18 protein-coding genes are annotated in these 24,110 nt (G+C 37.1%); 7 read left to right on the top strand and 11 right to left on the bottom strand.

Annotated elements, in window-relative coordinates:
- The first annotated feature begins 56 nt into the window (after positions 1-56).
- Positions 57-1,073, top strand: a complete 1,017-nt coding sequence (locus AC0L6O_RS01220; protein WP_473305687.1) for a toxin-antitoxin system YwqK family antitoxin — start codon at positions 57-59, stop codon at positions 1,071-1,073.
- Here AC0L6O_RS01220 and AC0L6O_RS01215 read toward each other — a convergent pair.
- From AC0L6O_RS01215 to rnr, 4 genes are all read right to left on the bottom strand, one after another.
- Positions 1,070-4,372: a VCBS repeat-containing protein gene (locus tag AC0L6O_RS01215; RefSeq protein ID WP_473305685.1), complete on the bottom strand. Its 3,303-nt coding sequence runs from the start codon at positions 4,370-4,372 to the stop codon at positions 1,070-1,072. The genes AC0L6O_RS01220 and AC0L6O_RS01215 overlap by 4 nt on opposite strands.
- A gap of 80 nt (positions 4,373-4,452) precedes the next feature.
- Positions 4,453-5,991 (bottom strand): RagB/SusD family nutrient uptake outer membrane protein, encoded by a 1,539-nt coding sequence (locus tag AC0L6O_RS01210; RefSeq protein WP_473305684.1) that lies wholly within the window; start codon positions 5,989-5,991, stop codon positions 4,453-4,455.
- Between the two features lie 40 nt (positions 5,992-6,031).
- Positions 6,032-9,169: a SusC/RagA family TonB-linked outer membrane protein gene (locus tag AC0L6O_RS01205; protein ID WP_473305683.1), complete on the bottom strand. Its 3,138-nt coding sequence runs from the start codon at positions 9,167-9,169 to the stop codon at positions 6,032-6,034.
- 380 nt (positions 9,170-9,549) lie between these two features.
- A complete protein-coding gene (rnr, locus tag AC0L6O_RS01200) occupies positions 9,550-11,883 on the bottom strand; it encodes a ribonuclease R (protein WP_473305682.1) in 2,334 nt (777 codons plus the stop codon).
- 161 nt (positions 11,884-12,044) lie between these two features.
- Here rnr and AC0L6O_RS01195 point away from each other — a divergent pair, with 161 nt between their 5' ends.
- On the top strand, positions 12,045-13,103 hold the full coding sequence (locus AC0L6O_RS01195) for a 2Fe-2S iron-sulfur cluster-binding protein (protein WP_473308491.1): 1,059 nt from the start codon (positions 12,045-12,047) through the stop codon (positions 13,101-13,103).
- A gap of 41 nt (positions 13,104-13,144) precedes the next feature.
- On the opposite strand, the gene AC0L6O_RS01190 is transcribed toward AC0L6O_RS01195, so the two are convergent.
- Complete coding sequence (locus AC0L6O_RS01190; RefSeq protein WP_473305680.1) at positions 13,145-13,873, bottom strand: outer membrane beta-barrel protein; 729 nt, start codon at positions 13,871-13,873, stop codon at positions 13,145-13,147.
- 206 nt (positions 13,874-14,079) lie between these two features.
- Here AC0L6O_RS01190 and AC0L6O_RS01185 point away from each other — a divergent pair, with 206 nt between their 5' ends.
- Positions 14,080-14,568 carry a DUF4136 domain-containing protein gene (locus AC0L6O_RS01185; protein WP_473305679.1) on the top strand — a complete coding sequence of 163 codons (489 nt, stop codon included), beginning with the start codon at positions 14,080-14,082 and terminating at the stop codon, positions 14,566-14,568.
- A 7-nt stretch (positions 14,569-14,575) separates the two neighbouring features.
- On the opposite strand, the gene AC0L6O_RS01180 is transcribed toward AC0L6O_RS01185, so the two are convergent.
- From AC0L6O_RS01180 to AC0L6O_RS01155, 6 genes are all read right to left on the bottom strand, one after another.
- Positions 14,576-15,484, bottom strand: a complete 909-nt coding sequence (locus AC0L6O_RS01180; RefSeq protein WP_473305677.1) for an ROK family protein — start codon at positions 15,482-15,484, stop codon at positions 14,576-14,578.
- A 115-nt stretch (positions 15,485-15,599) separates the two neighbouring features.
- Positions 15,600-16,196: a ribosome biogenesis GTP-binding protein YihA/YsxC gene (gene yihA / locus AC0L6O_RS01175; RefSeq protein WP_473305675.1), complete on the bottom strand. Its 597-nt coding sequence runs from the start codon at positions 16,194-16,196 to the stop codon at positions 15,600-15,602.
- A 2-nt stretch (positions 16,197-16,198) separates the two neighbouring features.
- A complete protein-coding gene (locus AC0L6O_RS01170) occupies positions 16,199-16,609 on the bottom strand; it encodes a Fur family transcriptional regulator (RefSeq protein ID WP_341226425.1) in 411 nt (136 codons plus the stop codon).
- A gap of 5 nt (positions 16,610-16,614) precedes the next feature.
- The gene (locus tag AC0L6O_RS01165; RefSeq protein ID WP_473305673.1) at positions 16,615-18,420 is read right to left on the bottom strand and encodes an ABC transporter ATP-binding protein; all 1,806 of its coding nucleotides are present in this window, start codon (positions 18,418-18,420) and stop codon (positions 16,615-16,617) included.
- 1 nt (position 18,421) lies between these two features.
- Entirely contained in the window at positions 18,422-19,390 is a 969-nt protein-coding gene (locus tag AC0L6O_RS01160; protein WP_473305672.1) for a gliding motility protein GldB-related protein, read from the bottom strand.
- Positions 19,391-19,461: 71 nt separating this feature from the next.
- A complete protein-coding gene (locus tag AC0L6O_RS01155; protein ID WP_473305670.1) occupies positions 19,462-21,204 on the bottom strand; it encodes a DUF4153 domain-containing protein in 1,743 nt (580 codons plus the stop codon).
- Between the two features lie 150 nt (positions 21,205-21,354).
- Here AC0L6O_RS01155 and AC0L6O_RS01150 point away from each other — a divergent pair, with 150 nt between their 5' ends.
- From AC0L6O_RS01150 to AC0L6O_RS01135, 4 genes are read left to right on the top strand one after another with little or no spacing between them, the layout of a single operon-like run.
- Complete coding sequence (locus tag AC0L6O_RS01150) at positions 21,355-21,984, top strand: TetR/AcrR family transcriptional regulator (protein WP_473305669.1); 630 nt, start codon at positions 21,355-21,357, stop codon at positions 21,982-21,984.
- On the top strand, positions 21,981-22,331 hold the full coding sequence (locus tag AC0L6O_RS01145; protein ID WP_473305667.1) for a DUF4260 domain-containing protein: 351 nt from the start codon (positions 21,981-21,983) through the stop codon (positions 22,329-22,331). The genes AC0L6O_RS01150 and AC0L6O_RS01145 overlap by 4 nt, the downstream gene beginning before the upstream one ends.
- A 6-nt stretch (positions 22,332-22,337) precedes the next feature.
- The gene (locus tag AC0L6O_RS01140; protein WP_473305666.1) at positions 22,338-22,766 is read left to right on the top strand and encodes a PaaI family thioesterase; all 429 of its coding nucleotides are present in this window, start codon (positions 22,338-22,340) and stop codon (positions 22,764-22,766) included.
- Between the two features lie 2 nt (positions 22,767-22,768).
- Complete coding sequence (locus AC0L6O_RS01135; protein WP_473305665.1) at positions 22,769-24,109, top strand: TolC family protein; 1,341 nt, start codon at positions 22,769-22,771, stop codon at positions 24,107-24,109.
- Position 24,110 lies beyond the last annotated feature (1 nt).

The following is a 24,110-nucleotide window of genomic DNA, read 5'->3' as shown; positions in this document are numbered from 1 at the left end:
CTCTATTTTTGACGTTTCTGGAATACTAATTGACATTAGCTTAACACGAAAGTACGATGCTTGATTCAGAAAAGAAATCAGGTCAAATAAATATGCGTCCAATAATTCTTAAGACTTCCCTTTTTCTACTGGTAACTTCGTTTTCCTTTGGTCAAGATATTATACCGAAAGCAAAGACAAAGGCAGAAAGAAAAGCAGATCGAAAGAATATGACCTTGGAAGAGCGAATTGAAGATACACTTCCGGTAGATGTTACTTTGCCTTCGGCATCAGCCAAACTTCCTGGCGGAGAAAAAATAAGCACTGTAGAAGAGGCAAAAAAGTACGTGACTGAGACTATTCCTGGATATGGGAAGAAAGTAAAAGACAAGTCAAGAAAAGCAAAGAAGGCTTTGGCAGAAGCTAAAGAAAAAGTATTTGATGGAAAACGCTACGAAGGTATAGAGGTAGAAAAAAGAATATACAGGCGAGGCAGCGGTAGCCGAATGAAGTATATCGAGTTTTATACCTTAAAGGAATTTCAGCAGCCGAATGTTTATGCAAAATCTGTTTTTTGGTACGATGAAAGAACCAAAAGAATAGTGGAAGCCATATCAAGAGACAGAAAGACGAACCATTTAATGCATGGCCCATACAAAGAATATATAGGCGAAAACCTAATTAAAGAAGGTTTTTACTACTTAGGAACGTTAGATGGTAGGTGGGAAACTTATGATAAAGAGTTTATTCTTCAAGATAAAGTTTATTACAATAAGGGCTTTTTTAAGGACTCCGACATTAGTTATTATGATGAAGCACAAAAGAAGCTAAAAGAGGTTATTCCTGTTTTATATGGTAAGAAAACGGGGGAATATTACCGTTTTCATGAAAATGGCACGTTGGCTGAAGAAGGAAAATATGATAGTGGTGTTAAAATAGGCCGATGGGTAGAGTACTACGAAAGTGGTAATCGTAGAAAAAGTGAAACACAGCACGGTAAAGACTGTTATGACGATACCGAGCCTATTGTGATTCGTGAATATTCTGAAACCGGTAAAATGACTTTTGAGCACGAAAGTGTGAAGAGGATTTAATCTGATTTTAGTAGGCGATGAAAAATTGGAGTTGCAGAATTGATAGATGTAATTAATGTATTTGATTGATTCAAATAAATAGACTTTCTAGCATCCCCCTTTATAAATAAACCGCTTTTACTTGAGCTAATTGCCTCAAAGGTACCATTGCCATTCCCTTTTAGAAAAAGTCCAAGAGAAGCATCTTGACGGCCAGTGTTGGCTTCGTTTGGATAGAAGTTTCCTGTGGCTACAGCGTCTAAATTACCATCAAAATCAAAATCTTGAACAATAAAGGAGAAAATTGGAGATTGTTGAGCCAAAACTGGTAGCTGCCCTAGTTTGAAGTTTCCGTTGCCAAGGTTTTCCACGTAACAGTTTTTAAGCTCCTTTACTTCTGCGTAAAATGAGTTTTTTAAATCTATTGCAGAAAGAAGGTCGTTAAAATCAGCTTTGGCGTAGTCAGAATAGAGGGTGTACCTTTTTCTAAATTGTACAATTTGCTTTGACAGTGAGCCTAGAGGTAAGAAAGGTACTTCTTGTCCTTTTAAATAATGTCCCATTATTGGGTCTAGAATCCCATCATTATTAAAATCTTTGGCGTATATTTTTATAGGTTGTTTTTCGGAGGCTCTGAAGGTTGTATTTAAACCTTCGTTTCCGAGTAAGAGATCTATGTCTCCATCATTGTCAAAGTCTCCCTTTTGAATAGTATTCCACCAACCTTTAGGAGCGATGTTTGCATTAGTCTTTTGAAAACTACCATTTTTTGATTCAAAAAGTATGGGGCTCATCCATTCTCCCACTACTATAAAATCGTCGTCTTTATCACCATCAAAATCAAAAACAGCGATATCTGAAACCATTCCTGCATGACTTAATTCAGGTGCTATTTGTTCTGTAGCATCAGAAAAAATACCATTGTCGTTTTTGAGAATATAAGATTTAGGAGAAAGCGGATATTCATTTGGTATTTGCCTGCCGGCAATTATTACATCAAAGTCGCCATCTTTATCGAAGTCAATTTTGACGGCTTTTTGAGAACTAGCCAAAATTTTTGGAAGGTTGTTTGAAAGGTTAAAGTGTGCCTTTCCATTATTAAGGAATAGGAGAGGCTGATAAGCATCTGTTGCGGCTAATGGTCTTTCGTTTCCTGTACCCGTAATTAAAAGATCTTCATCACCATCTAAGTCTGCATCAAAAACTAAGATGGAACCTACTTCCATGTCTTTCGTATCTAAAACGATAGGCTCGGAGAAGGAGCTGTTTTTGGACTGAAGGAAGATATTTGTAGTGCTTCCTTGGTAAGAACCTCCTAAAATGAAATCTTCTAAACCGTCGCCATTAAAATCCCCTTGCGAAATGGCAGGTCCCGATTTTGAAAGCATCTTGTGTAATGAAGCGGTATGGTTAAAGTCAATAAAATTGGATTCTTTGTGAGTATAAACTACTGGGGATGGAATCTCTTCAAAAAGGGGTGTTTCGAGGTGGATTTTATGTTTGAAGTTCGGTTTAGCGTTTACTTCTTTGATTTTTAGAAATTGATTTGTTGGAATATTATAGCGTTTTTCAATTTTGCCGTTAGGCCAGAGTACCTCTAAAGAGTCAACGCTTGGGCTTTCGCCCAAACCAACATGAATGCTTTTGTCCATAGAAGACTGAAAACCCCTGATGGGATAGTTTTCAAAAAACTGTGGATGGCTTTTAGTCCAAACGGTCAATTTTACGCCTATTCCACGCTTGTTATCTTTTTCTCCCTCGAAGGAAAAATTGAGGAAGGTATTGGTAGTTCCCTTATTCTCGAAAAGAGACGCAGTTTCATCTATATTGTTGACTAATAAATCAAGATCCCCGTCTAGATCTAAATCACAATATACAGAGCCATTTGCATAGGAGAGTTCATCCAATCCCCATTCTTGTGAAACATCTTTAAAAGACAGGTTTGAAAGGTTTTTGTATGCGTAATTTCTAAGTTTTATTTCTGGTACTTTGTTTATTAAATCTTCGCGATTTGCCGCCCTAGTTTCATCACTCCCAAAAATATTATGTGTTTTGTTATAGCTGATAAAGTCTAAGTCAGTAACGTTTTTTCTATATCCATTGGTAATAAAAACATCTTTCTGGCCATCGTTATCTAGATCTGCCAGTAATGTGGACCAGCTCCAGTCGGTTTTTGCAATGCCTGCGAGAAGCCCTAATTCACTAAAAACAGGAAGTTTGCTGTTGTTTCCTTGGTTTACTTGTAGACTATTTCGCATGTACTGCAGTTGATAACCGAATCGCTCAGAAATACTCGCTTCTGTTTTGTCATATTCTTGATTACTTATCATCTGTTTCTGCCGCTCATTACCCTCAGGTAACATATCGAGTTGCATAATATCCACTAACATGTCATTATTGATGTCTGCTGCATCTATACCCATGCCGTATTTACTCGTGTGGCCAAAAGAGCTTTTAATAGTATTTGTAAATGTTCCATCTCCATTATTGAGATAGAGAATATCACTGCTTTGAAAATCATTTGAGCAATAAATGTCTGGGTATCCATCCATGTTAACATCGGAGATGGATAAGCCTAAACCAAGCCCTTCAAATACAATTCCCGCTTCTTTTGAAACCTCAACAAAAGGATTTTCTGCATCAGGGTTATTTACTTCGTTTCGGAAAAGTTTATCTGTAGAAGGGTAGGTGCCGTTATTGATAGAAGGTCTTAGGTAGTTTGGATTTTGGAAGTCGGGAGCTGTGTTTAATAAGAAAGCGTCTAGATCTCCGTCTAAATCATAATCAAAGAATGCGGTTTGTGTAGTAAATCCATTATAGTCAAGATGATACTTTTTAGCCTCTTCTTTGAAAGTTGGACTGTCCGTTTTTTGATTTATAAAAAGTAAATTTTTTGTGTTAGAAAGGGAATTGTGAAAAGCTGTACTTATGTAAATATCGTCCCAGCCATCTTGGTTTATGTCAATAATGGAAACACCTGTATTCCAAGATTGGTCAATATTTATACCCGCAGTTTCTGTAATGTCTTCGAAAGAAAGATTGCCTTTGTTTATGTATATTTTGTTCTTTTCTTGGTTTGCCGTGAAAATGACATCGGGTAAACCATCCTTATTGAAATCTCCAATTCCAACGCCACCTCCATTATAGAAATTGGTAAAAGTAAAGGCATTTAAATCTTTATTAGGAACGATTTTATTAATAAAATTAATATTTGAAACGCTATTGTCAACCTTTTTGTAAAGCGAATCTTTGTTTTGGTTACACCCAAAAAGAAGAAAGAAACACAGAAATGATAAGGGTGATAATTTAGCGAATATCATCGTTGTCGAGTTTAATTGGTAGAAAAGGAAAAACTCCCTATACTCGAGATGAATAGGGAGTTTTCGTTTAAAAGTAATAATTAATAACCTGGGTTTTGATCAGCCTGTGTCAAATTTGGGTTATTGTCTATTTCACCTTGAGGAATTGGTAAAAACTCATGCTTTCCTGATACAAAATAAGAAAGAGGCTCTTCTGTTAACTTACCATTTTTTCTCCATCTCACTAGGTCAAAATCACGAACTTGCTCTCCCGCTAGCTCTACAAAGCGTTCATGCTGGATTGCAGCTAAAACTTCTGCTTGTGTGCTAGTAGGATAGTTGGCAGTAGGTAGTGGTGGCATGTCTACAGACTCCCTTGCTCTAACTTGGTTTACTAAAGCTACAGCAGCAGCCAAATTGCCATCTTCTGCTTCACATTCTGCTAACATAAGGAGCACATCAGCATATCGCATTATTCTTTGATTAATTGCACTGGTTGCATAACCTGCGTTTGACTTATAAAGAACAGAGTATTTTCTCCAGCTTACTTTCTGTTCTACACCATCTACTATTGAAGAATTTCCTTGGACAATATCAGAGCTTATAACATCTGCACCATTATTGAAAAGGTCTCCGTCTTTCCAATATGACATGTCATAACGAGGGTCTGACTTAGCATCTCCTTTTGATGTTCTCTCATAAGCATTAAGGATTTTGTTAGAAGGAATTAGGTTTCTCCAGCCTACAGCAGAGTATTCTTGAGTTCTAACGGTTTCTTCTTGCGTATTTCCATTACTGTCACCACCCCAGTTGTAAGCTCCACCAGAATCTGAGAAAACTATTTCAAATATAGATTCAGGGTTAAATTCACCTTCTTCATTAGTTAAATCGAGATAGTTTGGAACTAAAGAAAACTGTCCTGAATCAACTATTTTTTTAAGCTCAGTCTTAGCACTGGCGTAGTCACCCATTTGAAGGTATATTCTTGCTAAAAGCGTTTGAGCTGCAGCTTTTGTAGCTCTTCCTAAATCAGCACCAGAATAAGAAACTGCTAAGCCTGCTTCAGCAGCTTTTGCATCAGCAATAGCTTGGCTATAAACTTCTGACTGAGACGCCCTTGAATTGGCTCCATCAACAGTCTTTGAGAATTCGGTATATATAGGTGCTCCGCCAAAAAGTGTTCCTAGCTCGTAATAAGCCCAAGCTCTTAAAAATTGAGCTTCGCCAATTAGTCTAGCTTTAGTTTCTGCAGGAACAGACTCAATAGATGGTCCCTTTTCTATTACTACGTTTGCACGATGGATAGTTCTGTACCAACCCGTCCACACGGCGTTACATAAACTGTTTCCAGAGTTAGCAACCCCAATAAGGATTTGGTTTCTTGGGGTTTCTAGTTGGCCACCACCAGTAGCAACCTCATCTGCTTTAAGATCATGGGTAAAAAACCATTCTCTAGAAACTAGACTATTTGATTGTACTAGGGCATAGATTGAATTTACACCCGCAGTAAGTTCTGCTTCATTATTAAAATATGTTTCGAAAGTAACCCCATTTGGGTTTATTTTATCAAGGATCTCGTCATTACAACTCATTGCTGTAAAGAGCGATAGAAGTCCTGTGATTGCTATTATTTTTTTCATGTTAACAATAATTTATTATTAATAAGATTTTCTTTTATGATTAGAATCCAATATTTACTCCAGCAAGAATAGTTCTCGCTTGAGGATACTGGCCATAATCTATACCGTTTGTAAGTAGGTTTCCTCCTCTTGTTGAAATCTCAGGATCGTACCCAGTATATTTTGTAAAAGTCAATAGGTTTTGACTTGACACATAAAGCCTAATTTTATTGATAAAGCCTTTTGAAACGGATTCTAACGTTGTTGCAGGTATAGTATATCCTATACTTAAGTTTTTCAAACGTAAGTAAGAGCCATCTTCCACAAAACGATCAGACGTTCTTGAGTTTGCATTTGGGTCGCCACTTACAGCTCTAGGTACATCGGTATCAGTGTTTTGAGGAGTCCAAGCATCTAATACATCAGTAGAAGCATTAAATAGTCTAAGCATCCCTTGTCCTATTACCTTGGTACCGTTATAAATCTTGTTTCCGTGAACACCTTGGAAGTAAACAGTAAAGTCAAAGTTTTTGTAATTACCATCAAAGTTTAAACCGTAAGAAAACTTAGGAAGGTAGCTACCTAAATAGGTTCTGTCATCACCGTTTATTATTCCATCGCCATTTATGTCTTTAAATCTGATATCACCGGCGGCCGTAGCTTCGTTTTGGAATGGTGTGTTTGCGTCACCTAAAGAGTTTGCCGTTCTTACCTCCTCATCGCTTTGGAAAATACCATCTACCTGCCAGCCGTAAAATGATTGTACAGGCTGTCCTGTTTCAGTTTTCGTGATATCGAATCCGCCATAATCAGCATTATTACCAGAGTATATACTTGCGGTAGGAGTAGAAAGACTTAATACTTCATTTCTAATTACATCGAACATTCCTGTCAAATTCCAATTGAAGTTGTCACTTGTGTGATGGTATCCTGCAGATAATTCAAATCCGTAGTTTTTCATGCTTCCAACATTGGCATTAGGAGCTGTTGAATACCCTAAAGAGTTGGCAATTGGGACGGCTAATAGAAGACCGTCTGTTTCACGGTTGAAATACTCGGTAGTAAGGCTTATTTTATTATTGAATAAAGACATGTCTAATCCAATATTACTCATGGTAGTAACCTCCCAGCTTAAGTTACTGTTTCCTAAACGGTCAAAGTAGGAACCTAACTGTACGGTATTATTAAATGGATATGCTGTTTGATTGGCAGAAATAAGTGGTTGCCAGTCATAATTACCAATTGAGTTAAAACCTGTTTGCCCAATACTACCTCTAATTTTTAATTCATTGATAGCTGGAATCTCTTTCATAAATTCTTCCTCACTTAGTCTCCAACCTAAAGAAACGGCAGGGAAAGTACCCCACTTGTTACCAGGAGCAAACTTTGAAGAACCGTCTCGTCTTACAGAGGCTCCTAAAAGGTATTTTCCGGCATATTCGTAGTTTAATCTACTAACATAAGAGATAAGAGCGTTTTCACCAAAGTTTGAGTTAGATGTTTGGTTAGCTGTACCTTGTTGAACTTGAATGTTGTTATCAGGTAATTGACCGCCGGTATTAAGCTGTCTTACTGATGATTTTTGTGTTTCGGCCACACCAAGAAGGTTTACGTAGTGTTTTCCAAAGGTTTTCTCAAACGTAAGAGCATTAGTAAGAATAGTAGAATTATAAGTACTTCTATTTTCCGCTATTGCAGCTACGTCCCTTGACCTGTTTCCATCATTATATATTGGTAGGAAACTATTAAACCTTGAGTTAGCATAATCTACACCAGCAGTAAATCTATATTTTAGCCAGTCAGTAAGTTTTACATCCGCAAAAAGGGAACCTAGCAATTTAAAACCAGTATTCGTTTGAAAGCGTTGTTCTTGTTCTGCAATTCTAAGAGGATTCTCAGGGTCTGTTGCATCTAGCCCTTGAGCTGTTGTACTGAAACCACCAATTTTAGTTGGGTCTCTTACAGGCCAGTAAGGAATCATTCTCATCATGTTCATAACAGTCGTTCTTCCTCCGCCATCTTGTTCGGCTTTTCTATTATCCGAAGATGCTACCAAGGTTTGTCCAATGGTTAAGAACTTAGATAGTTTATGATCGGAGTTAATTCTAAAACTCTTACGTTCATAGTTAGTTTCAGGGAAAATACCTTCTTGTGTAAAATAGCCCAAAGAGGTATAAAATCTTGAAGATTTATTTCCACCAGAAAGTGAAAGTTGAGTGTTTGAAATAGGAGCACTTCTAAACATTACATCTTGCCAGTCAGTCTCTGTCTGTGCAAAAGTGGTTGATGCACCTTCATAAATAGGCGTATTAAGATTATTAAATCTACCAGGAACTGGTTGGCCAGAAGCTGTTAAAAGTGCGGTACCATACTGAATATATTCTGCACTATTAAGTAAATCTAACTGTTTCCAAGCGGTTTGTGTACCGTAATAAGAGTCTAGGTTAACAGACATTTTACCTGCTTCCCCTTTTTTGGTAGTAATGAGGATAACCCCGTTAGCCGCTCTGGAGCCATAAATGGCAGCAGCACTTGCGTCTTTCAAAACCTCTAAGGACTCAATATCTTTAGGGTCTATGTTGTTCAAGCCTCCCGCAGGTATACCATCAATAACGTATAAAGGGCTAGAATCAAGGCTTATAGAGCCAACTCCTCTAATCCTAACAACAGGGCTTGCACCTGGGCTGCTGTTATTTGTAACAGAAACACCGGCAACACGCCCTTGTAAAGATTGGGTTAGACTTACTACAGGTAATGCCTGTAGTTCTTTTTGGGAAACAGTAGAAACAGCACCAGTAATAGATGATTTTTTCTGTGTACCATAACCTACAACCACAACCTCCTCTAGGGCTTTGTTATCGTCTTCTAGCGTAATGTTGATGATAGAACGAGAACCAACTTGTACCTCTTGGCTTTGAAAACCAATATAACTGAAAACTAAGGTAGAGGAGGTAGTTGTTCCATTTAAGCTGTAGTTTCCATTTGGGTCTGTAGTTGTTCCAGTGGTTGTTCCTTTAATGGAAATAGAAACACCAGGAAGTTCATCTCCTTCTTGTGACAGAACCTTACCACTTATTTGAGCGAGTAAGGGACTAATAGATAAGAGTGTTAGTAGGGCGGTTTTTCCAAATAGGTGAGACCATTGGTGAATGAGTCGCAACCCTTTTTGAACTTGATTTGTAGTCCAGTTTTTTTTCATTTTGGGTAATTTTTATTAATAGATAAGAGTGAAAAAGTCGTTCAATAGACTTTTTTTAAAAGTGTGAAAAGAGAATTAGAAGACGAATTTATTAATAATTGTCAATTCGACACGTAAGAGAAATGATATTTTTTCCAAGTTTATGACTATTTTTTCTCTTAAGTATAGTACTATAGAACCTATATTTTGTACTATTTAAATTTTGAATTCAAAAAGCAAAATGTGTGTGGCTCAAGAGAGAGAAGTGAAAAAGAATTTGTGTGTAGGATTTTATAATCGGACTGGTCTTATAAATGATACTGTACCAGACGAATAGTTTTGCTGGTACAGTTTATAAGGTGTAGATGGAATAGGACTTTTCCTATTTCAAAAAAATAGAATTAACGCTTTTTTCTTTTGCCATTTTTTCTTGGTGGAATAACTTTTCGGCTTTTTGAACCACCATTTCTAGATGACCTTCCTTTTGAAAATCTTTTACCACCACTGGTATTAAGAAAGGATTTGCCTCCGGCTTCAATTAAATCCAAGTCCATACTACGTTTTTCTAAATCAGTTGCTTTGATACTCACCTTTACGGCATCACCAAACCCAATAATTCTTCCGTTTCTTTGACCAGTTATTCTGAAGTTGTCAGGGTCGTAATCGTAATAGTCGTCATTTAAGTCGGCTAGTCTAACCATTCCTTCACAACCCGTTTCGGCTACTTCTACGAATATTCCAAAGTCTGTAACACCAGTCACTACTCCATCAAAAACCACATTGCGGTCTTGATAACTCATGAATTCTACCTGCTTGTATTTAATAGAAGCCCTTTCGGCTTCTGCAGCTAGTTTTTCTTGGTCAGAGGAGTGCTTACATTTTGCTTCAAAATCATCTTTGCTCAGGCTGGATCCATTGTCTAGGTAATGCTGAAGCATTCGATGAGCCATCACGTCAGGATACCTTCTAATAGGAGAGGTAAAGTGGCTATAATGTTCAAAAGCTAATCCAAAGTGACCCTGAGGAGAGGTGGAGTATTTTGCCTTTGACATGGTTCTAATGGCTAATGACTCCAAAACACTTTGCATTGGTGTTCCTTCTATTTCAGCCATCAAATTATTCAAAGAATTAGAAAGAGCATCTTGTGAATTAGAGTTGATTTTAAATCCAAGTTTACCTGCAAAAGCGGTGAAAGTAGTTACCTTATCAGGGTTTGGTGGTTCGTGTACTCGGTACACCATGGTGGGCGTTTTCTCTTCGTTTTTCTTGACCTCTGCTTTCACTTTGGCAGAAAACTTACCCCAGAAAACAAATTCAGCAACTTTTTTATTTGCCAAAAGCATAAACTCTTCAATAAGCTTATGGGCATCTTTTCTGACCTTATGATAAACACCTAATGGCTTTCCGTTTTCGTCAAGTTGAAATTTGACTTCATTAGTTTCAAAGTTAAAGGCACCCTTTTTGAAACGCTCTTTTCTTAGTTTTTTGGCTGTACTATTTAAAAGTATGAGACAATCGCGGAGCTCAGTATTACTTCCTTCTGGAATGTTATTCTCATCAGACTCTATAACATCTTGGGCTTGCTCGTAAGCGTATCTTTTATCGGAGTGAATAATACACCTGCCAAACCATTCTTTTTTAACATTACCGTTCAAATCCATTTCAAAAACAGCGGAGAAAACCAACTTGTCTTCGTTAGGCCTTAAAGAGCAAAGGTTATTTGAAAGCTTTTCTGGAAGCATCGGGATAGTTCTGTCAACCAAGTAAACAGAAGTTGCTCGTTTAAAAGCCTCTTCTTCCAAAACACTGCCAGGACGTACATAATGAGATACATCGGCAATGTGAATGCCTATTTCAAACGTATTTTCGTCAATATTTTTATAGCTTAAGGCATCATCAAAGTCTTTGGCATCATGTGGGTCTATGGTGAAAGTAAGCGTATCACGCATGTCCCTTCTTTTCTTAATTTCTTCTTCGTCTATTTCTACAGGGATAGCTGCTGCTAGCGTCTCCACTTCTTCAGGAAAACTGACAGGAAGGCCAAATTCAGCCATGATAGCATGCATTTCGGCATCATTATCTCCTGATTGACCTAATACTTCAATTACCTGACCTGTGGCTTGTTGAAAACTAGAAGGGTATTCAATGATTTTGATGATGACCAAATCATTTGTTTCTGCATGAAACATCTTGTCTTTTGCTATAAAGACATCTTCATGAAAATTTTTATTATCTGGTTTGACAATAGCGTAGTTGGAATAGACCTTAATCTTTCCAACTAATTCACTTTTGCCTCGTTTTTCTATACCTAAAACCTTGCCTTCAGGGTTTCCACCTTTTCGGTTTGCTCTTCCTGTGATAGCCACAGACACAGTATCTCCATGTATAGCACCATTTAAATGGTCTGCCTCAATGTAAATATCTTTTTCTCCATCATCATATCTTACAAAGGCAAACTTTGGGTTGACATGGTCTAGTACGCCGACTATTGCGGCTGTTTCTGTCTTCTTTTTGCCATCAGAAAGCGTAAACTTTCCTCGGGCTATTCTAGTTATTTTGCCTTCATCTTCTAGTTCTTCAACGATAAGTTTAAAGAACATTTTATCTTGGTCGGTATAAATATCGAATTGATTGTAGTAGTCTGTGAATGTTACTGGTCTTTGGTCAAACTGACGCATAAAACCAAGAATGGCATCTTTTTGCTTCGTTATTTCTGATTTCTTCTTTCTTGCCATGTAGCTTTTTATTATTGGAAAGGTGTAAGTTAATTTATTTGTTTTAATCTGTTGTTGAATTGATAAAATCTTAATTGGCTAGAATGGATTAAATCATTCCCGCGGCTCTCTTGTTTTGGCAATGAGAATCGTATTTTTGCCCAATTGATGTACGTATCTAAATTATGAAAACATACTTTTTACAAGTTAAGAACATAGTAAAGGAGACAGAAGATTCCATTACCATTGAGTTTTGGCATCCTTTGTCGGAGCAAATTAAGTATAAAGCGGGTCAATTTTTGACTTTAATAGTACCAGCTGACAATGGAAACAAAGTCAGAAGAAGCTATTCTATGTCTTCCTCGCCGCATGCAGACACCTCAGTAGCGGTTACTATTAAAAGAGTAGCTGGTGGTTTGGTGTCAAATTACCTTTGTGATAATGTTAGTGTTGGTGACTTTTTAGAGGTTGTGGAGCCTATGGGTCATTTTGTGGTAGAGCCAGATGCTAACATTAGTCGAAGTGTAGTGTTGGTAGGAGCGGGAAGTGGAATTACACCTTTAATTTCTATTGCTAAATCTATTCTAAAAGTAGAGCCTAATTCAAAGGTTTCTCTGATTTATGGTAACAGAACTTCTAGTAATATTATTTTCAGGAAGGCTTTGATAGACCTTGAAATGGAATATTCGGGAAGGTTTCAGTCTACAATTATACTGAGCCAAGCAGATGAAAATTGGGCTGGTGAACGTGGAAGAATAAGTAGAGCCAACATTGTCATTTTACTAAAAGAAATGGATATTCATTTTAAAGAAGAATCCTTTTATTTATGCGGTCCTGTAGAAATGATGGATGAGGTAACTAAGTCTTTGAAAATGTTCGAAGTGCCTGATGAGCGAATCCACAAAGAAAACTTCCAGGCACCTACTTTAGATGATAAAGTGGAATTAGCGGAGGAAGAAGGATTGAAAACTCAGGAAATAACGGTTAAATATGATGGTGAAGACTTTACATTTAAAGTGGAGCCACATCAATCTATTTTAGAAGCTGCATTGGAGCTTGATATTGATTTGCCTTATTCTTGCCAAGCAGGTATGTGTACGGCTTGTTTAGGAAAATGTACTTCAGGAAAAGTAATAATGGATGAAGATGAAGGACTAACAGAATCAGAAATTAAAGAGGGCCTTGTTTTGACCTGTGTGGCTCACCCAAGCACATCTGGTGTGGTAATAGAAATAGAATAGAGTTTAGGCCGCAACAATCGATTTTTGCGGCCTGTGTTTCATTAAAGTCTTATGCCTACACTTAAGACATTCGCGTTTATTGGGTTATTGTCGTTAAACATAGGAAGCATGTCATATTTGGCAAAGAGACGAAAATCTCCTCGTCCTGCTTCTGCCATTAATCCGTAATTATACTTCCGAAGGTTATAAGAGCCTTTTTCTTTATATTTTTCTTGTTCCGACTCCTTAAACTTCTGGTAGCTATTTATACGAACACCAGCATAAGCTCCAATGCCAAATTTGAAATTGCTTTCCTTAAAGCCAAACTGTAGCATGACAGGAAGGTTTAGGTTATTCACTACTAATTTTGATTTTTCGAGTGGATATTCTAAAAGTTCAAAATCACTAATGTTACCATCTTCATAGAATTGTTCGTCGTGTTGCATCATGAAATTATTCCATGCTATTTCTAGGCCTGTACCTAAGGCTACATCAACCTGCCTGCCTGTTAATAATTTATGGTTTCTTCTCCACTGAAGTGCTACATATCGAGACTGCCAAGTGTTAAGGTCTGGCATATCGTAGGCTGCATCAAAACTGTTTAAGGCGAGTATTACTCCGAAGTCTTTTTTCTTGAAAACGTTGTTTCCCTTTTGATTTTTCTGATGAACATTTTTGTGGCGTTCCGATGATTGATCTCGACTGTCGTAATGCTCATAATCTTGACTCATTGCGGTCAAGCTTAAGGTGCAAAAAGAAAGAATTGTTAATGTTTTGTATAGCTTTTTCATAATTGTAATTGTTTGAAGGCTAGATGTAGACTTTGTTCTTACGGTTGCACCAAAGAAGAAAGTTTTTAGTTTTCGAGGGAAAACAAAATGCTTATTGGCTAATATGGAGTTATGCCCATCTTTCTCTTTAAAGTGAAATAAATTATGGATATAGTGATAGGTTGAGGGCTTTTTTTAAGAACTTTGTCCTATTCAACCCTATTAAAATGAAGACTTTAAACGTATTACAAGCATTGGCTATCTTATTCATATTTAGCTCTTGTTCTAAGCAGAATTACACCGTTATTGGCAATAAAAGCCTACCTAAATCGGAAGAACTAAAAAGTTTTGCTTTTGCAGCGGATGGCATAAATGATGTAGCCTTGTCCGACTGGAATTTGACAGAGAAAGCTATTTACAAAGAGATGCGTAGACGGAATTATTTCTTTGATAACAGTAATCCTGAGGTTCTTGTCTTTGTGACGGAATTTCCTGAAAATGTTAAATTATTGACAGGTAATAAGTATAGAGATGGAAGTGGGAAGACTTACTTAGAGCCAACTAAAGTAACAACAAAAGCAAATACGCTTTTTATTCAATTAGTAGAAACGGGGAAATATGAAACAGTTTGGAGAGGATTCTCCTATGTAAATGCAGGAAAATTACTACCAAAAGCTGGTAGTAATTTAATGTCACATTCTATTCTAAATCAATAATCGCTTATTAGAAGCAAAGGCTAGCTGCCCCTAGAAGCCCTGCATCATTTGCTAGGGTTGCTCTTTTTATGGTTAAGCCTTTTTTGTAGTAAGGAGATAACCAGAAGTCTATTTGCTTATTGATAGCTGGTAAAATGTATTCGAAAGAAGCAGAAAGTCCACCGCCTATCAGAATGGTATTAATGTCTAATATTCTTATCATGGAAACAAGGCCGTCTCCTAACAAGGTACCCACTTCTTCAAAAATCTCTAAAGCGAGCTTGTCTCCATCTGTTGCTGCAGAAACTAATCCCATGGTTGATATGGTACCATCACCTACTAATAGGGTCTCGCCTGTCCAGGCCGCTCTCATTTCCGTGGCAAGGTTAAGTAACTCTACCTTACCTATATTTCTTTCTAAAACTTTATTGTTTTTTGAAGGCATATGCCCAGGCTCCATGGCGTTTCCGCCACCGCCTTTAAAAACCTTTTTGTCAATTATAGCAGCTCCACCTACTCCGGTACCCAGTGTAACAAAGATGTAATCTTCAGGTATTTCTCCTTCTCCAAAGTAATACTCTCCTAGTGCAGCAGCATTGGCGTCGTTTTCAAGGAAAAATTCTTTTCCCTTAAAACGCTCTTTTAAGTCAGGAATAACGGAAATACCGTCAATTTCAGGAATTGCAGTAATTTCAATTAAGCTTTGTCTATCTCTAGTAATTAGGCCTGGAACACCAATACCACATTTAGTCACCTCAGGGTTCTGCTTAAGCTGTACAGAGATGGCATCTCCAAGGCTCTTTACAAAATGCCCTGACTCTCTCCAATCGCCTGTATCGTGACTATAAAAGTTTGAAATGATGCCTGTTTCGGCTTCTACTATGCCCATTTTGACGTTAGTTCCGCCAATATCAATTCCTAGATATTCTGTTGCCATTAACTGTTAAATAGTTGATTGAGCAAATATAAGTTAAAAATGCTTTTAAAAACGCTACTATGCGGCACTTATTGAATAGAATTACTATTAAAGCGGCATTAATTAAAATTTTTAATTAATTGCTTGCGTTGATTTCGTCAATAAGTTGCAGTATTTCTAAGCGACCCATTCCTTTTTCTGAAGAAGTGATATAATGTTCAGGTAGAATTTCCCAACGATCTAAAAGAGCCATTTTAAAGTCACTAAGGTTTTTTTGACCTTTCATGGGTTTAACCTTATCCCACTTAGTGAAGATAAGTTTTAAAGGCAATCCTTTTTCGCCTAGTCTATGAACAAATTCTAAGTCTATTTTTTGAGGAGGAATTCTACTGTCAATAAGCACGAAAACGTAAAGCAAATTTTCTCTTTGCTCTAAATAATCCCAAGTCATTTTTTCCCATTTGGCTTTTTCTTTTAGGGGAACTTTAGCAAATCCGTAACCCGGCAAATCAACCAAAAACCAACGGTTTTCCACCAAAAAGTGGTTAATAAGCTGTGTTTTTCCTGGGGTGGAGGATGTTTTTGCCAGCCTTTTCTGCCCAGTTAGCATGTTGATTAAAGATGATTTACCCACATTGGAACGACCTATAAAGGCGTACTCTGGATAATCTGGCTTTGGGCAACCGTCTATGGTAGCCGCACTTTTTATAAATTCTGCTTTAATTGGGTGCATTATTATTTACAATTAGGACAACTTCCTTCAATCAAAAGGTTGATGTCTTCTCTTTCATAGCCACCAGGTAATGAAATGGTGGGAATGTTGATGCTTTCTAAACATGTGGTGTCTCCACAAAGTTTACATTTAAAATGAACATGATCATGCTGATGTGTTTCAGAAGTACATTCTGTTTTGCACAAAGCATATTTGGTGCCTCCATCGGCATCTAATATTTTATGAATAATTCCTTTTTCTAAGAAGGTCTTTAACGTTCGGTAAATGGTTACGCGGTCATATTTATCATCTACGGCCATTTCTAAGTCACCATGAGAAAGGGCAGCAGATCTTTCCGAAAAGGTACTCAATATCTCTTCACGACACTCGGTGTGCCTTAAGTTGAATGCTTTTAAAGAAAGTGTTTTTGCCATAAATCTTAAGATACTTGTGTACTTCTTTCCATTTGGAGCTTAACCAAATTTGAATAAATTCCGTCAGGATTCAAAATCAGGTCTTCGTGTTTGCCTTGCTCGGCTACTGTACCCTCATTTAAAACGTAAATCTGGTCAACATTTTTTACCGTGCCTAACCTATGAGCGATTATAATGGTAGTTCGGTTTTTCATGAGCTCATCAAGAGCCTCCTGAACAAGGTTTTCAGATTCCGAATCTAAGGCACTGGTAGCCTCGTCCAATAATAATATGGCAGGGTCTTTTAAAATGGCCCTTGCTATGGCTATTCTTTGTCTTTGCCCACCAGATAGTTTAACGCCTCTTTCACCTACAATGGTGTCAAGTCCTTCAGGAAACCTGTCAATAAACTCTAAGGCATTTGCTTTTTTAGCAGCTTCTTTGATTTCCTCATCGGTAGCATCTAACCTACCATAGTTAATGTTTTCTTTGATGGTTCCACCAAATAGAATGACCTCTTGTGGCACAATTGCCATATTTTGACGAAGGTTCGTTACATCTTGCTCTTTGATACTTTTACCATCAATAAGGATATCACCAGAATTGATTTCGTAGAAACGAAGTAGTAACTGAACTACCGTAGATTTTCCAGCACCACTTTGACCTACTAGGGCTATTTTTTCTCCCGGTTTTATACTCAAAGAAAAATCTTTAAAAACTGGAAGGTCGGTTCTTGACGGATAAGCGAATGCTACTTTTTTATATTCAATGGCTCCTTTTACTTTCACAGAGCTTCTGCTTTTGTATAAGTCTACTTCAGAGTTTTCATCTAAAATTTCTAATATTCTTTCTGAGGCTCCTACACTGCTCTGAATTTGAGAATAAATATCTCCTAAACCATTAACAGACGCTCCGATAAAAGCTGTATAAAAAAGGAAAGACATGAGGTCAGCCAGTTGGATTTCTCCTTGAAAAACAAGGCCACCACCATACCAAACTACCAGCATTATTCCGCCAAACAAACCCACTATAGAAAAGCTGATAAAGCCTCCTCTGAAAATCGCCGATTTGATTGACAGGGCTACCACGTCACTCATAGATTCGTCATATTTTTCTGATTCAACTTTCTCGTTTGTGAAGCCTTTTACCACAGAAATAGATTGTAAGGTTTCAGAAACCATGGCATTTGAGTCTGCCAGTTTTTCTTGAACCTTTCTAGAAAAAACGCGAATATATCTTCCAAAAACAAAAGCCGCCACCACAACAATGGGGAAGGTCAGTAGCATGAAAAGTGTTAGTTTCCAGGAAATGTAAAGTATGATGGCTATACCTACAATAAGCGTAACTATCTGCCTAAAAAGTTCTGCAAGTGTTACCGAGAGAATGCTTTGGAAGGAGGAGACGTCAGAGGTTATGCGGCTAATTAAATCGCCCACTCTATTTTTCTCATAAAAGTTGATAGGCAAAGAGATGAGCTTATTAAAAACTTTCCTTCTAACGTCGGCAGATACGTTTTGACTAACATACGAGAAGATGTAAACCCTTAGAAAGGAAAAGATTCCCTGAAGAATAAGAATAGCACCAAAGAATAGAACGACCTGATTTAAACTATAATCTGAATTTCCTTCTATTACTCTTGTAACTTCACCAATCAAACTTGGAAAGGTTAGGGTAGTAGATGTAGAAAGCACTAAGAAAACAATTCCGATAGCGAAAGCCCATTTATATGGAAGTACAAAACTTAGAAGCTTGAGAGCTTTTTTGAAGCTAGTCTTATCAAACTTCTTTTTTTTGAGTCGCTCCGCAAATTCTGAATTACTTTTCTCTTCCATTTTACTCTTCTACCTCGCCTCTATACTTTGACATTCGCAAAATTTCTTGAACATCAGTCATTTCCATTAGTTGTTTAAACGTCACCGATGGGTTTTCCGTTCGAAACTTATCAATGATTCTCCAGCCTAACCATTGTCCTATTCGCCCTGGGCAGCTAGAGCCAATCTCTGGAACCTTTGGTCGTTCACCCAAATATTTTTCTTTCACCTTTTGGTTTTGCTCAAAAAGTAGGTTTTTATCAATAAAATGTGCCCAAATAAGGTCTTGGGCATACCAGTTTCCTACAAGAGAGCTGTCTGGTATCCCGATAATTAGAGAGTCGGCTATTTCTGGGAGCATGGTTTGTGTGAATTCAAACGACTTTCCAAAATATACCATGTCATTTAGCATGGAGCCCTCTGGTTTTGATTTTATGAATGTGTCAGAGAGAAGCCTAATAATAGTTGGAACAATATAGGGTCTGTCGTATCGTCGTAAAATATAGGCAGGTTGGTCGGGACGGTACATGGCCTTTGGCCCAACGAATGATTCTAAAGAAATAATTACCACAGAATCAGAAACGTAGACGTCGTTTTCTATGCCCGTAAAAGTGGTGTATACCTTTGGTGGAACAAAAGAAGGATAGTGTTCTTTGATATTATCAAATGCAGAAGAAAGCTCTTTTTTCAATGGAGCTAAATCACCGTAAGTACTATCTACTTGTTTATAAAATGTTTGCGTTCCTGGATGGCTTATGATATAAAATAGGTGGCTGACAAATGCGGTGTCATCAGGAAAGACGCGATATAGGCTTTTGCTATACCAAGGGTTCTCTTGAAGAAAAGAAGCAAGTTCTTCTTTGGTTTCAATAGACATTAAGTCCTTGTCAAAACGGGTTATTTCTAGTTCTGAGTTTTCCTGCTTAGTGTCTGAACAAGACTGAAAAGCGAAACCAGAAACGAGAAGAATTATGCCGAGGATATATTTCATTATGATGCTTTTAAATACAAGGAGGCAAAGCTATGAAATTTATCAGTGAGAAGCTTAAGAGCTTTAAGTAGCTATTTCTTCTTTAGATAAACCTTGCCGTCTATATTACTTTCAGTGTCACTATATTCATAGTATTGGGTAATAACCATTGTCACCTTCCAATTATTTGATTCCTGTACAAAAGTTAGGTTTTCTTCCGTTTGCTCAAAGCCTGTAGCTTGGAGAGCTTTTAGGTCAAAGTCAAAGACCTCGTCGTTTAATTCAAAATGGATTTGAGTGTCAGCTTTCTTTTCAAGGAGGTATTTGATGTCATGCTTATCGCTTTTCCCTTGAACTTTATTTGAATTAAGATAAAATGGTATAGCAAAGTCGGCATTATACGTTTTGTGGAAACCATTTAAGTCTTGGTATATATTTATGAGAGGCGTATGTTTCTTTGTTTTTTTGGGAAGACTAAGCCATTTTTCTACCTTAGAAGCTCTTTGATATTTTTGGGCTTTGGTTAGTTCTTTGTATTGGGTAGCGTCTAAATATTGCTCAAAGGTTTCTAGATTATTTTCGGACAAGTACTCTATGGCAGCATATGTTTTATCAATTTCTTTTTCTGACAGATCAAGGTTTTTGTTTTCGACAAACTTCCCGTTTTCTAATAGGGTGTGTTTTGTTAAAACAGCGTTTAACCTTTTAGATTGGTTGATATAAGAAACATTGAAGGCACTGATTGGACCATAAATACTTATAATTCCAATAATCATTAAGCTAAGGGGGACGGCTTTAATGTTATCTTTTTTGCTAATGATGAAGTACAAAGAAATGCCTAAAAGCCAGATACCTAATAAAAGAACAAAGTAGCGTGCTTCAGTAAAGCCATATTGATTTAATCTCACATAAATAGCCACGAGCATAAGGGCTACCAAAGGCAGCATAAGCCAATAGAAAACCTTATTAAATTTTTTGACCCAGGTAGTTTTATTCTGGATAGGAAAAAGTAGGAGGAAAGCGAGAATTCCAAAAACACCACTGGCAAGAACCAAATTGCTCACCCAGCCTTTTGGCAAAGTCCACTGAAAAATGATTTTGGCCTCATAGCTTAAGAGTATGACTAAATAAATAGCAACTAATGGTAGGAGAATATAAATAGTAAACGTTTTGAGTCCTTTTGGAAAGTAATCTTGATTGTCTATTTCTGTAAGCGAGGGAATGTAGTTTACAAAGATGTTGGTGTTGATGTAAAAGGCGACACCAAAAAATAAATATAAATAAAGGTCAGAGTTGATGTGAAGGTCAAACAATTTGTCAACAGCCAATAAAGCTAAACTCAGCCCAGCATAAATGGTTATGGAATATAGAGCAGCTGTTAAAATGGAGAGAAATAGCGTTTGATTATAATGCCAAAATTGTTTCGTTTGAGCCTTTTTGAGGAAGGGCGTAATGGAAACCCCAAGATGAAAAACAAGACCTAAAACCAATGTTCTAATGATAAAATGGTCTTCTTCGTTAAATCGAACTGTTATATCGTTAAGAAAATAATAGAGAAGTAGGAATAGCAAAGCCGCTGATAGCGTAAGCCACTTAGGTATCCATTTTCGCTCATTCAATATTTCCATGCTAAAGAATAATGGAACGGCGAGGGCAAAAGTTACTAAGGCTTTGCTGAGGTTTGTTGAACTTTCTTGGTCTGTCTCTGCAATGATTATAGATAATACAGAAACTGCAAAAGCACATAATAAAGTAAGCGGGAACCTTTTGTGTCCTTCAATGGCCTTATTAATCAATTGAAGAATGTTTTCGGATTTGAAAATAGATTTTATCATGTGAAATGTTCTTTTGCTAAAGTTAATACTATTTCTAAACCCTATTTATTGACCGTAGGTACAAATTATTTCAATAAATTGATAAACGCACTTTGTTTTCTGAACACCGTTCATTTTATTTGCAGTGTAAATTATAATAACATTGTTTAGATGGCTATTTCAGATAGAAAGGAAAGAGAGAAGGAAGAGATGAAGACCAAAATTCTGGAAGCAGCAAAAAAGTTGTTTCTCGAGAAAGGTTTTGAAAAAACGAGCATTAGAAATATTGCAGATTTAATAGAGTACAGCCCTGGTACCATCTACTTATATTTTAAAGATAAAAACGATCTTCTTTTCCATCTTCATCAGGTAGCTTTTCAAAATTTGATAGTGGCATTGATTAATCCTAATCCGGCAGAAAAGGCCATCGATAGGTTAGAAGATATGGGAAATAGGTACATCGCTTTTGCCTATGAAAACCCTGAAATGTACGATTTGATGTTTGTGATGGAGGCTCCTATTGATTGCTTAGATAATGCAGACGAGATTTGGGATGATGGTATGAAAGCCTTCGATTTGTTGAAATTTCTTGTGATGGATTGTCAAAAAGAAGGCTATTTAGGAGAGCATGAACTAGAAGATGCCTCTTTAATGGTATGGAGTTTTGTGCACGGCTTAGTTACCCTGAAATGTAGAAAAAGGCTACAGATGTTTGGGGATGATGAGGAAGGAACGCTTGAAAGAATGATGAAGTCTTATAGAGTTTTTGTAGACACTATTAAAGGTACCAAAGGGAAATGAAGAAACTTTTAAGCCTCGAGGAGTTTGCTCAGTTTGCATTTGGAGTCTTTCTTTTTAGTAAGCTTTCTTTTGCTTGGTGGTGGTTTCCTGTCTTAATTTTTCTCCCTGATTTCAGCATGTTGGGTTATCTCTTTAATGCCAAAATAGGAGCATGGGGTTATAATTTTTTTCATCATAAAGCATTAGGAATTGTAATTCTGACCATAGGTTTCATTTATGATTTCGAGGTGGTTTCGCTAACAGGAATCATTTTGTTTTCTCACGCTGCATTAGATAGGGTTTTGGGTTATGGCTTAAAACACGAAACAGATTTTAAGGATACACATTTAGGTAGGATAGGCAAATAATTAATTATGGGAACAATAGAACAATTTAAACAGATGATTGGCCAAGAGGCCAAAAATGTAAGTCCTTCTCCGTACGGGCGATGGTTAAACGGAACGCTTTTAGAAGCGGAAGAAGGCAAACTTCGAATGTCATATCTAATAAGAGAAGAGTTTGCGAACCCCGCCGGTATAACACATGGAGGAGTTTTGGCAGGAATCATTGACGAAGTTATGGGCATGACCACCTTCTCTTTAGGACGAGATGGTTTTTATGTAGCAGCCAACCTAAATGTAGATTTTCTGCGACCAGCAATGGTTGGCGATAAAATCACAATACAATCAGAAGTGATAAGAGCAGGAAAAACCATAGCTCATGTAGAGTGTAGAATAAGCTCTAAGGAAGGGAAGTTGCTAGCAAAGGCTACTTCAAACTTGATTATGACAGTTATCAAATAAACATGAAAAAGCTCACCTACCTGTTTGTGTTGTTCTCTTTTGGTGCTTTAGCTCAAGAAAGGATTCTAGATGCGTATATAGAAGAGGGTTTAAGTACAAACCTTGCTTTAAAGCAGCAGAAACTGGAAATAGAAAAATCGGTCAAGGCTATTGATATAGCTCGCTCTAATATTTTCCCTAAAATCACTTTTGCCCCAAATTATACGATAGCAGCTGGTGGTAGAAGTATTGAGTTTCCTATTGGAGATTTGTTAAATCCGGTTTACGGTTCGCTTAATCAGCTTACGCAAAGCGATAATTTTCCGATGGTGGAAAACCAGAACATTCAATTTGCTCCAAACAACTTTCATGAGACCAAGTTCACATTTGAGTTACCTTTATTCAATCCTGAAATAAAGTATAACATGCTTCTTCAAAGAGATTTGGTTCAAACCGAGGAAGCAAAGAGAAAGCTCCTGGAATATGAACTGAAGTATAATATTGAAGCGGCATATTATCAATATTTACAAAGTTTAGAGGCTCTTGATATTTATAAAAACTCGGCTGTTTTTTTGAATCAGTATCTTGATTTTAATCAGCGACTTGTAAAAAATCAATTGGCTTTGAAAGATGTCATTTATGCGTCGGAGTATGAAATCAATAAGCTAGAAGGGGAAATAGCCAATGCTGAAAAGAACATTGATAAAGCGAAAGCCTATTTCAATTTTTTGATAAATAGACCTTTTGATTCGCCAGTGGAAGTGGACACGCTTTTGCTAGATAAACTTCCATTAGTGCAAGAGGTTGATGCTTTGCAAAGTGCTGCTATTCTTCATAGGCCTGAGTTTAGTCAACTTCAAGCGGGAATGAATGTAAATAACACCTTACTCCAGCTGCAAGAGAAAAGTGCAAAGTTGCCAAGTGTTTATTTTGGTGGCAGCACAGGTTTTCAAGGTTACGGATATACATTTAATAAGCAGGCTTATGCTATTGGTCAGCTGGGTTTAAACTGGGATATTTTTCATGGAAACGAAAAGAAGCACAAAATTCAGCAAACAGAAATTCAAGGGAAAATATTAGAGGTAAAGCAGCAAGAAGCAGAGCAGCAGATAAAAATGCAGGTTGCTCAAGCCTATATTGACTATAGTGCTTCTTTGAAAGCTTTAAAAGCATCCGAAGCGGCTTTGGGGAGTACAGCTTCGCTACTTGAGATTGTTGAGAAAAAATATAAAAACAAAGACGCTCTTTATATAGAGCTTATCAAAGCTCAAAACGATAATTTGATAGCAGCACAAAAGACCTCATTGGCCAAGTTTGATATTTGGTTGAAAAAATCGGTTTTGGATAAAGTTAGTGCTCAGTAAA

This window comes from Arcticibacterium sp. GJ41-1 (genome assembly GCF_055808875.1).
Note: the sequence above shows the minus strand (reverse complement) of the source record. Positions and strands in the feature narration are given on the sequence as shown.

What these genes read in the sequence shown, in the direction of transcription:
- AC0L6O_RS01220 (WP_473305687.1), top strand. Translation starts at nt 57, where the DNA reads ATGCTTGATTCAGAAAAGAAATCAGGTCAAATAAATATGCGTCCAATA.
- AC0L6O_RS01215 (WP_473305685.1), bottom strand. Translation starts at nt 4,372, where the DNA reads ATGATATTCGCTAAATTATCACCCTTATCATTTCTGTGTTTCTTTCTT.
- AC0L6O_RS01210 (WP_473305684.1), bottom strand. Translation starts at nt 5,991, where the DNA reads ATGAAAAAAATAATAGCAATCACAGGACTTCTATCGCTCTTTACAGCA.
- AC0L6O_RS01205 (WP_473305683.1), bottom strand. Translation starts at nt 9,169, where the DNA reads ATGAAAAAAAACTGGACTACAAATCAAGTTCAAAAAGGGTTGCGACTC.
- rnr (WP_473305682.1), bottom strand. Translation starts at nt 11,883, where the DNA reads ATGGCAAGAAAGAAGAAATCAGAAATAACGAAGCAAAAAGATGCCATT.
- AC0L6O_RS01190 (WP_473305680.1), bottom strand. Translation starts at nt 13,873, where the DNA reads ATGAAAAAGCTATACAAAACATTAACAATTCTTTCTTTTTGCACCTTA.
- AC0L6O_RS01185 (WP_473305679.1), top strand. Translation starts at nt 14,080, where the DNA reads ATGAAGACTTTAAACGTATTACAAGCATTGGCTATCTTATTCATATTT.
- AC0L6O_RS01180 (WP_473305677.1), bottom strand. Translation starts at nt 15,484, where the DNA reads ATGGCAACAGAATATCTAGGAATTGATATTGGCGGAACTAACGTCAAA.
- yihA (WP_473305675.1), bottom strand. Translation starts at nt 16,196, where the DNA reads ATGCACCCAATTAAAGCAGAATTTATAAAAAGTGCGGCTACCATAGAC.
- AC0L6O_RS01170 (WP_341226425.1), bottom strand. Translation starts at nt 16,609, where the DNA reads ATGGCAAAAACACTTTCTTTAAAAGCATTCAACTTAAGGCACACCGAG.
- AC0L6O_RS01165 (WP_473305673.1), bottom strand. Translation starts at nt 18,420, where the DNA reads ATGGAAGAGAAAAGTAATTCAGAATTTGCGGAGCGACTCAAAAAAAAG.
- AC0L6O_RS01160 (WP_473305672.1), bottom strand. Translation starts at nt 19,390, where the DNA reads ATGAAATATATCCTCGGCATAATTCTTCTCGTTTCTGGTTTCGCTTTT.
- AC0L6O_RS01155 (WP_473305670.1), bottom strand. Translation starts at nt 21,204, where the DNA reads ATGATAAAATCTATTTTCAAATCCGAAAACATTCTTCAATTGATTAAT.
- AC0L6O_RS01150 (WP_473305669.1), top strand. Translation starts at nt 21,355, where the DNA reads ATGGCTATTTCAGATAGAAAGGAAAGAGAGAAGGAAGAGATGAAGACC.
- AC0L6O_RS01145 (WP_473305667.1), top strand. Translation starts at nt 21,981, where the DNA reads ATGAAGAAACTTTTAAGCCTCGAGGAGTTTGCTCAGTTTGCATTTGGA.
- AC0L6O_RS01140 (WP_473305666.1), top strand. Translation starts at nt 22,338, where the DNA reads ATGGGAACAATAGAACAATTTAAACAGATGATTGGCCAAGAGGCCAAA.
- AC0L6O_RS01135 (WP_473305665.1), top strand. Translation starts at nt 22,769, where the DNA reads ATGAAAAAGCTCACCTACCTGTTTGTGTTGTTCTCTTTTGGTGCTTTA.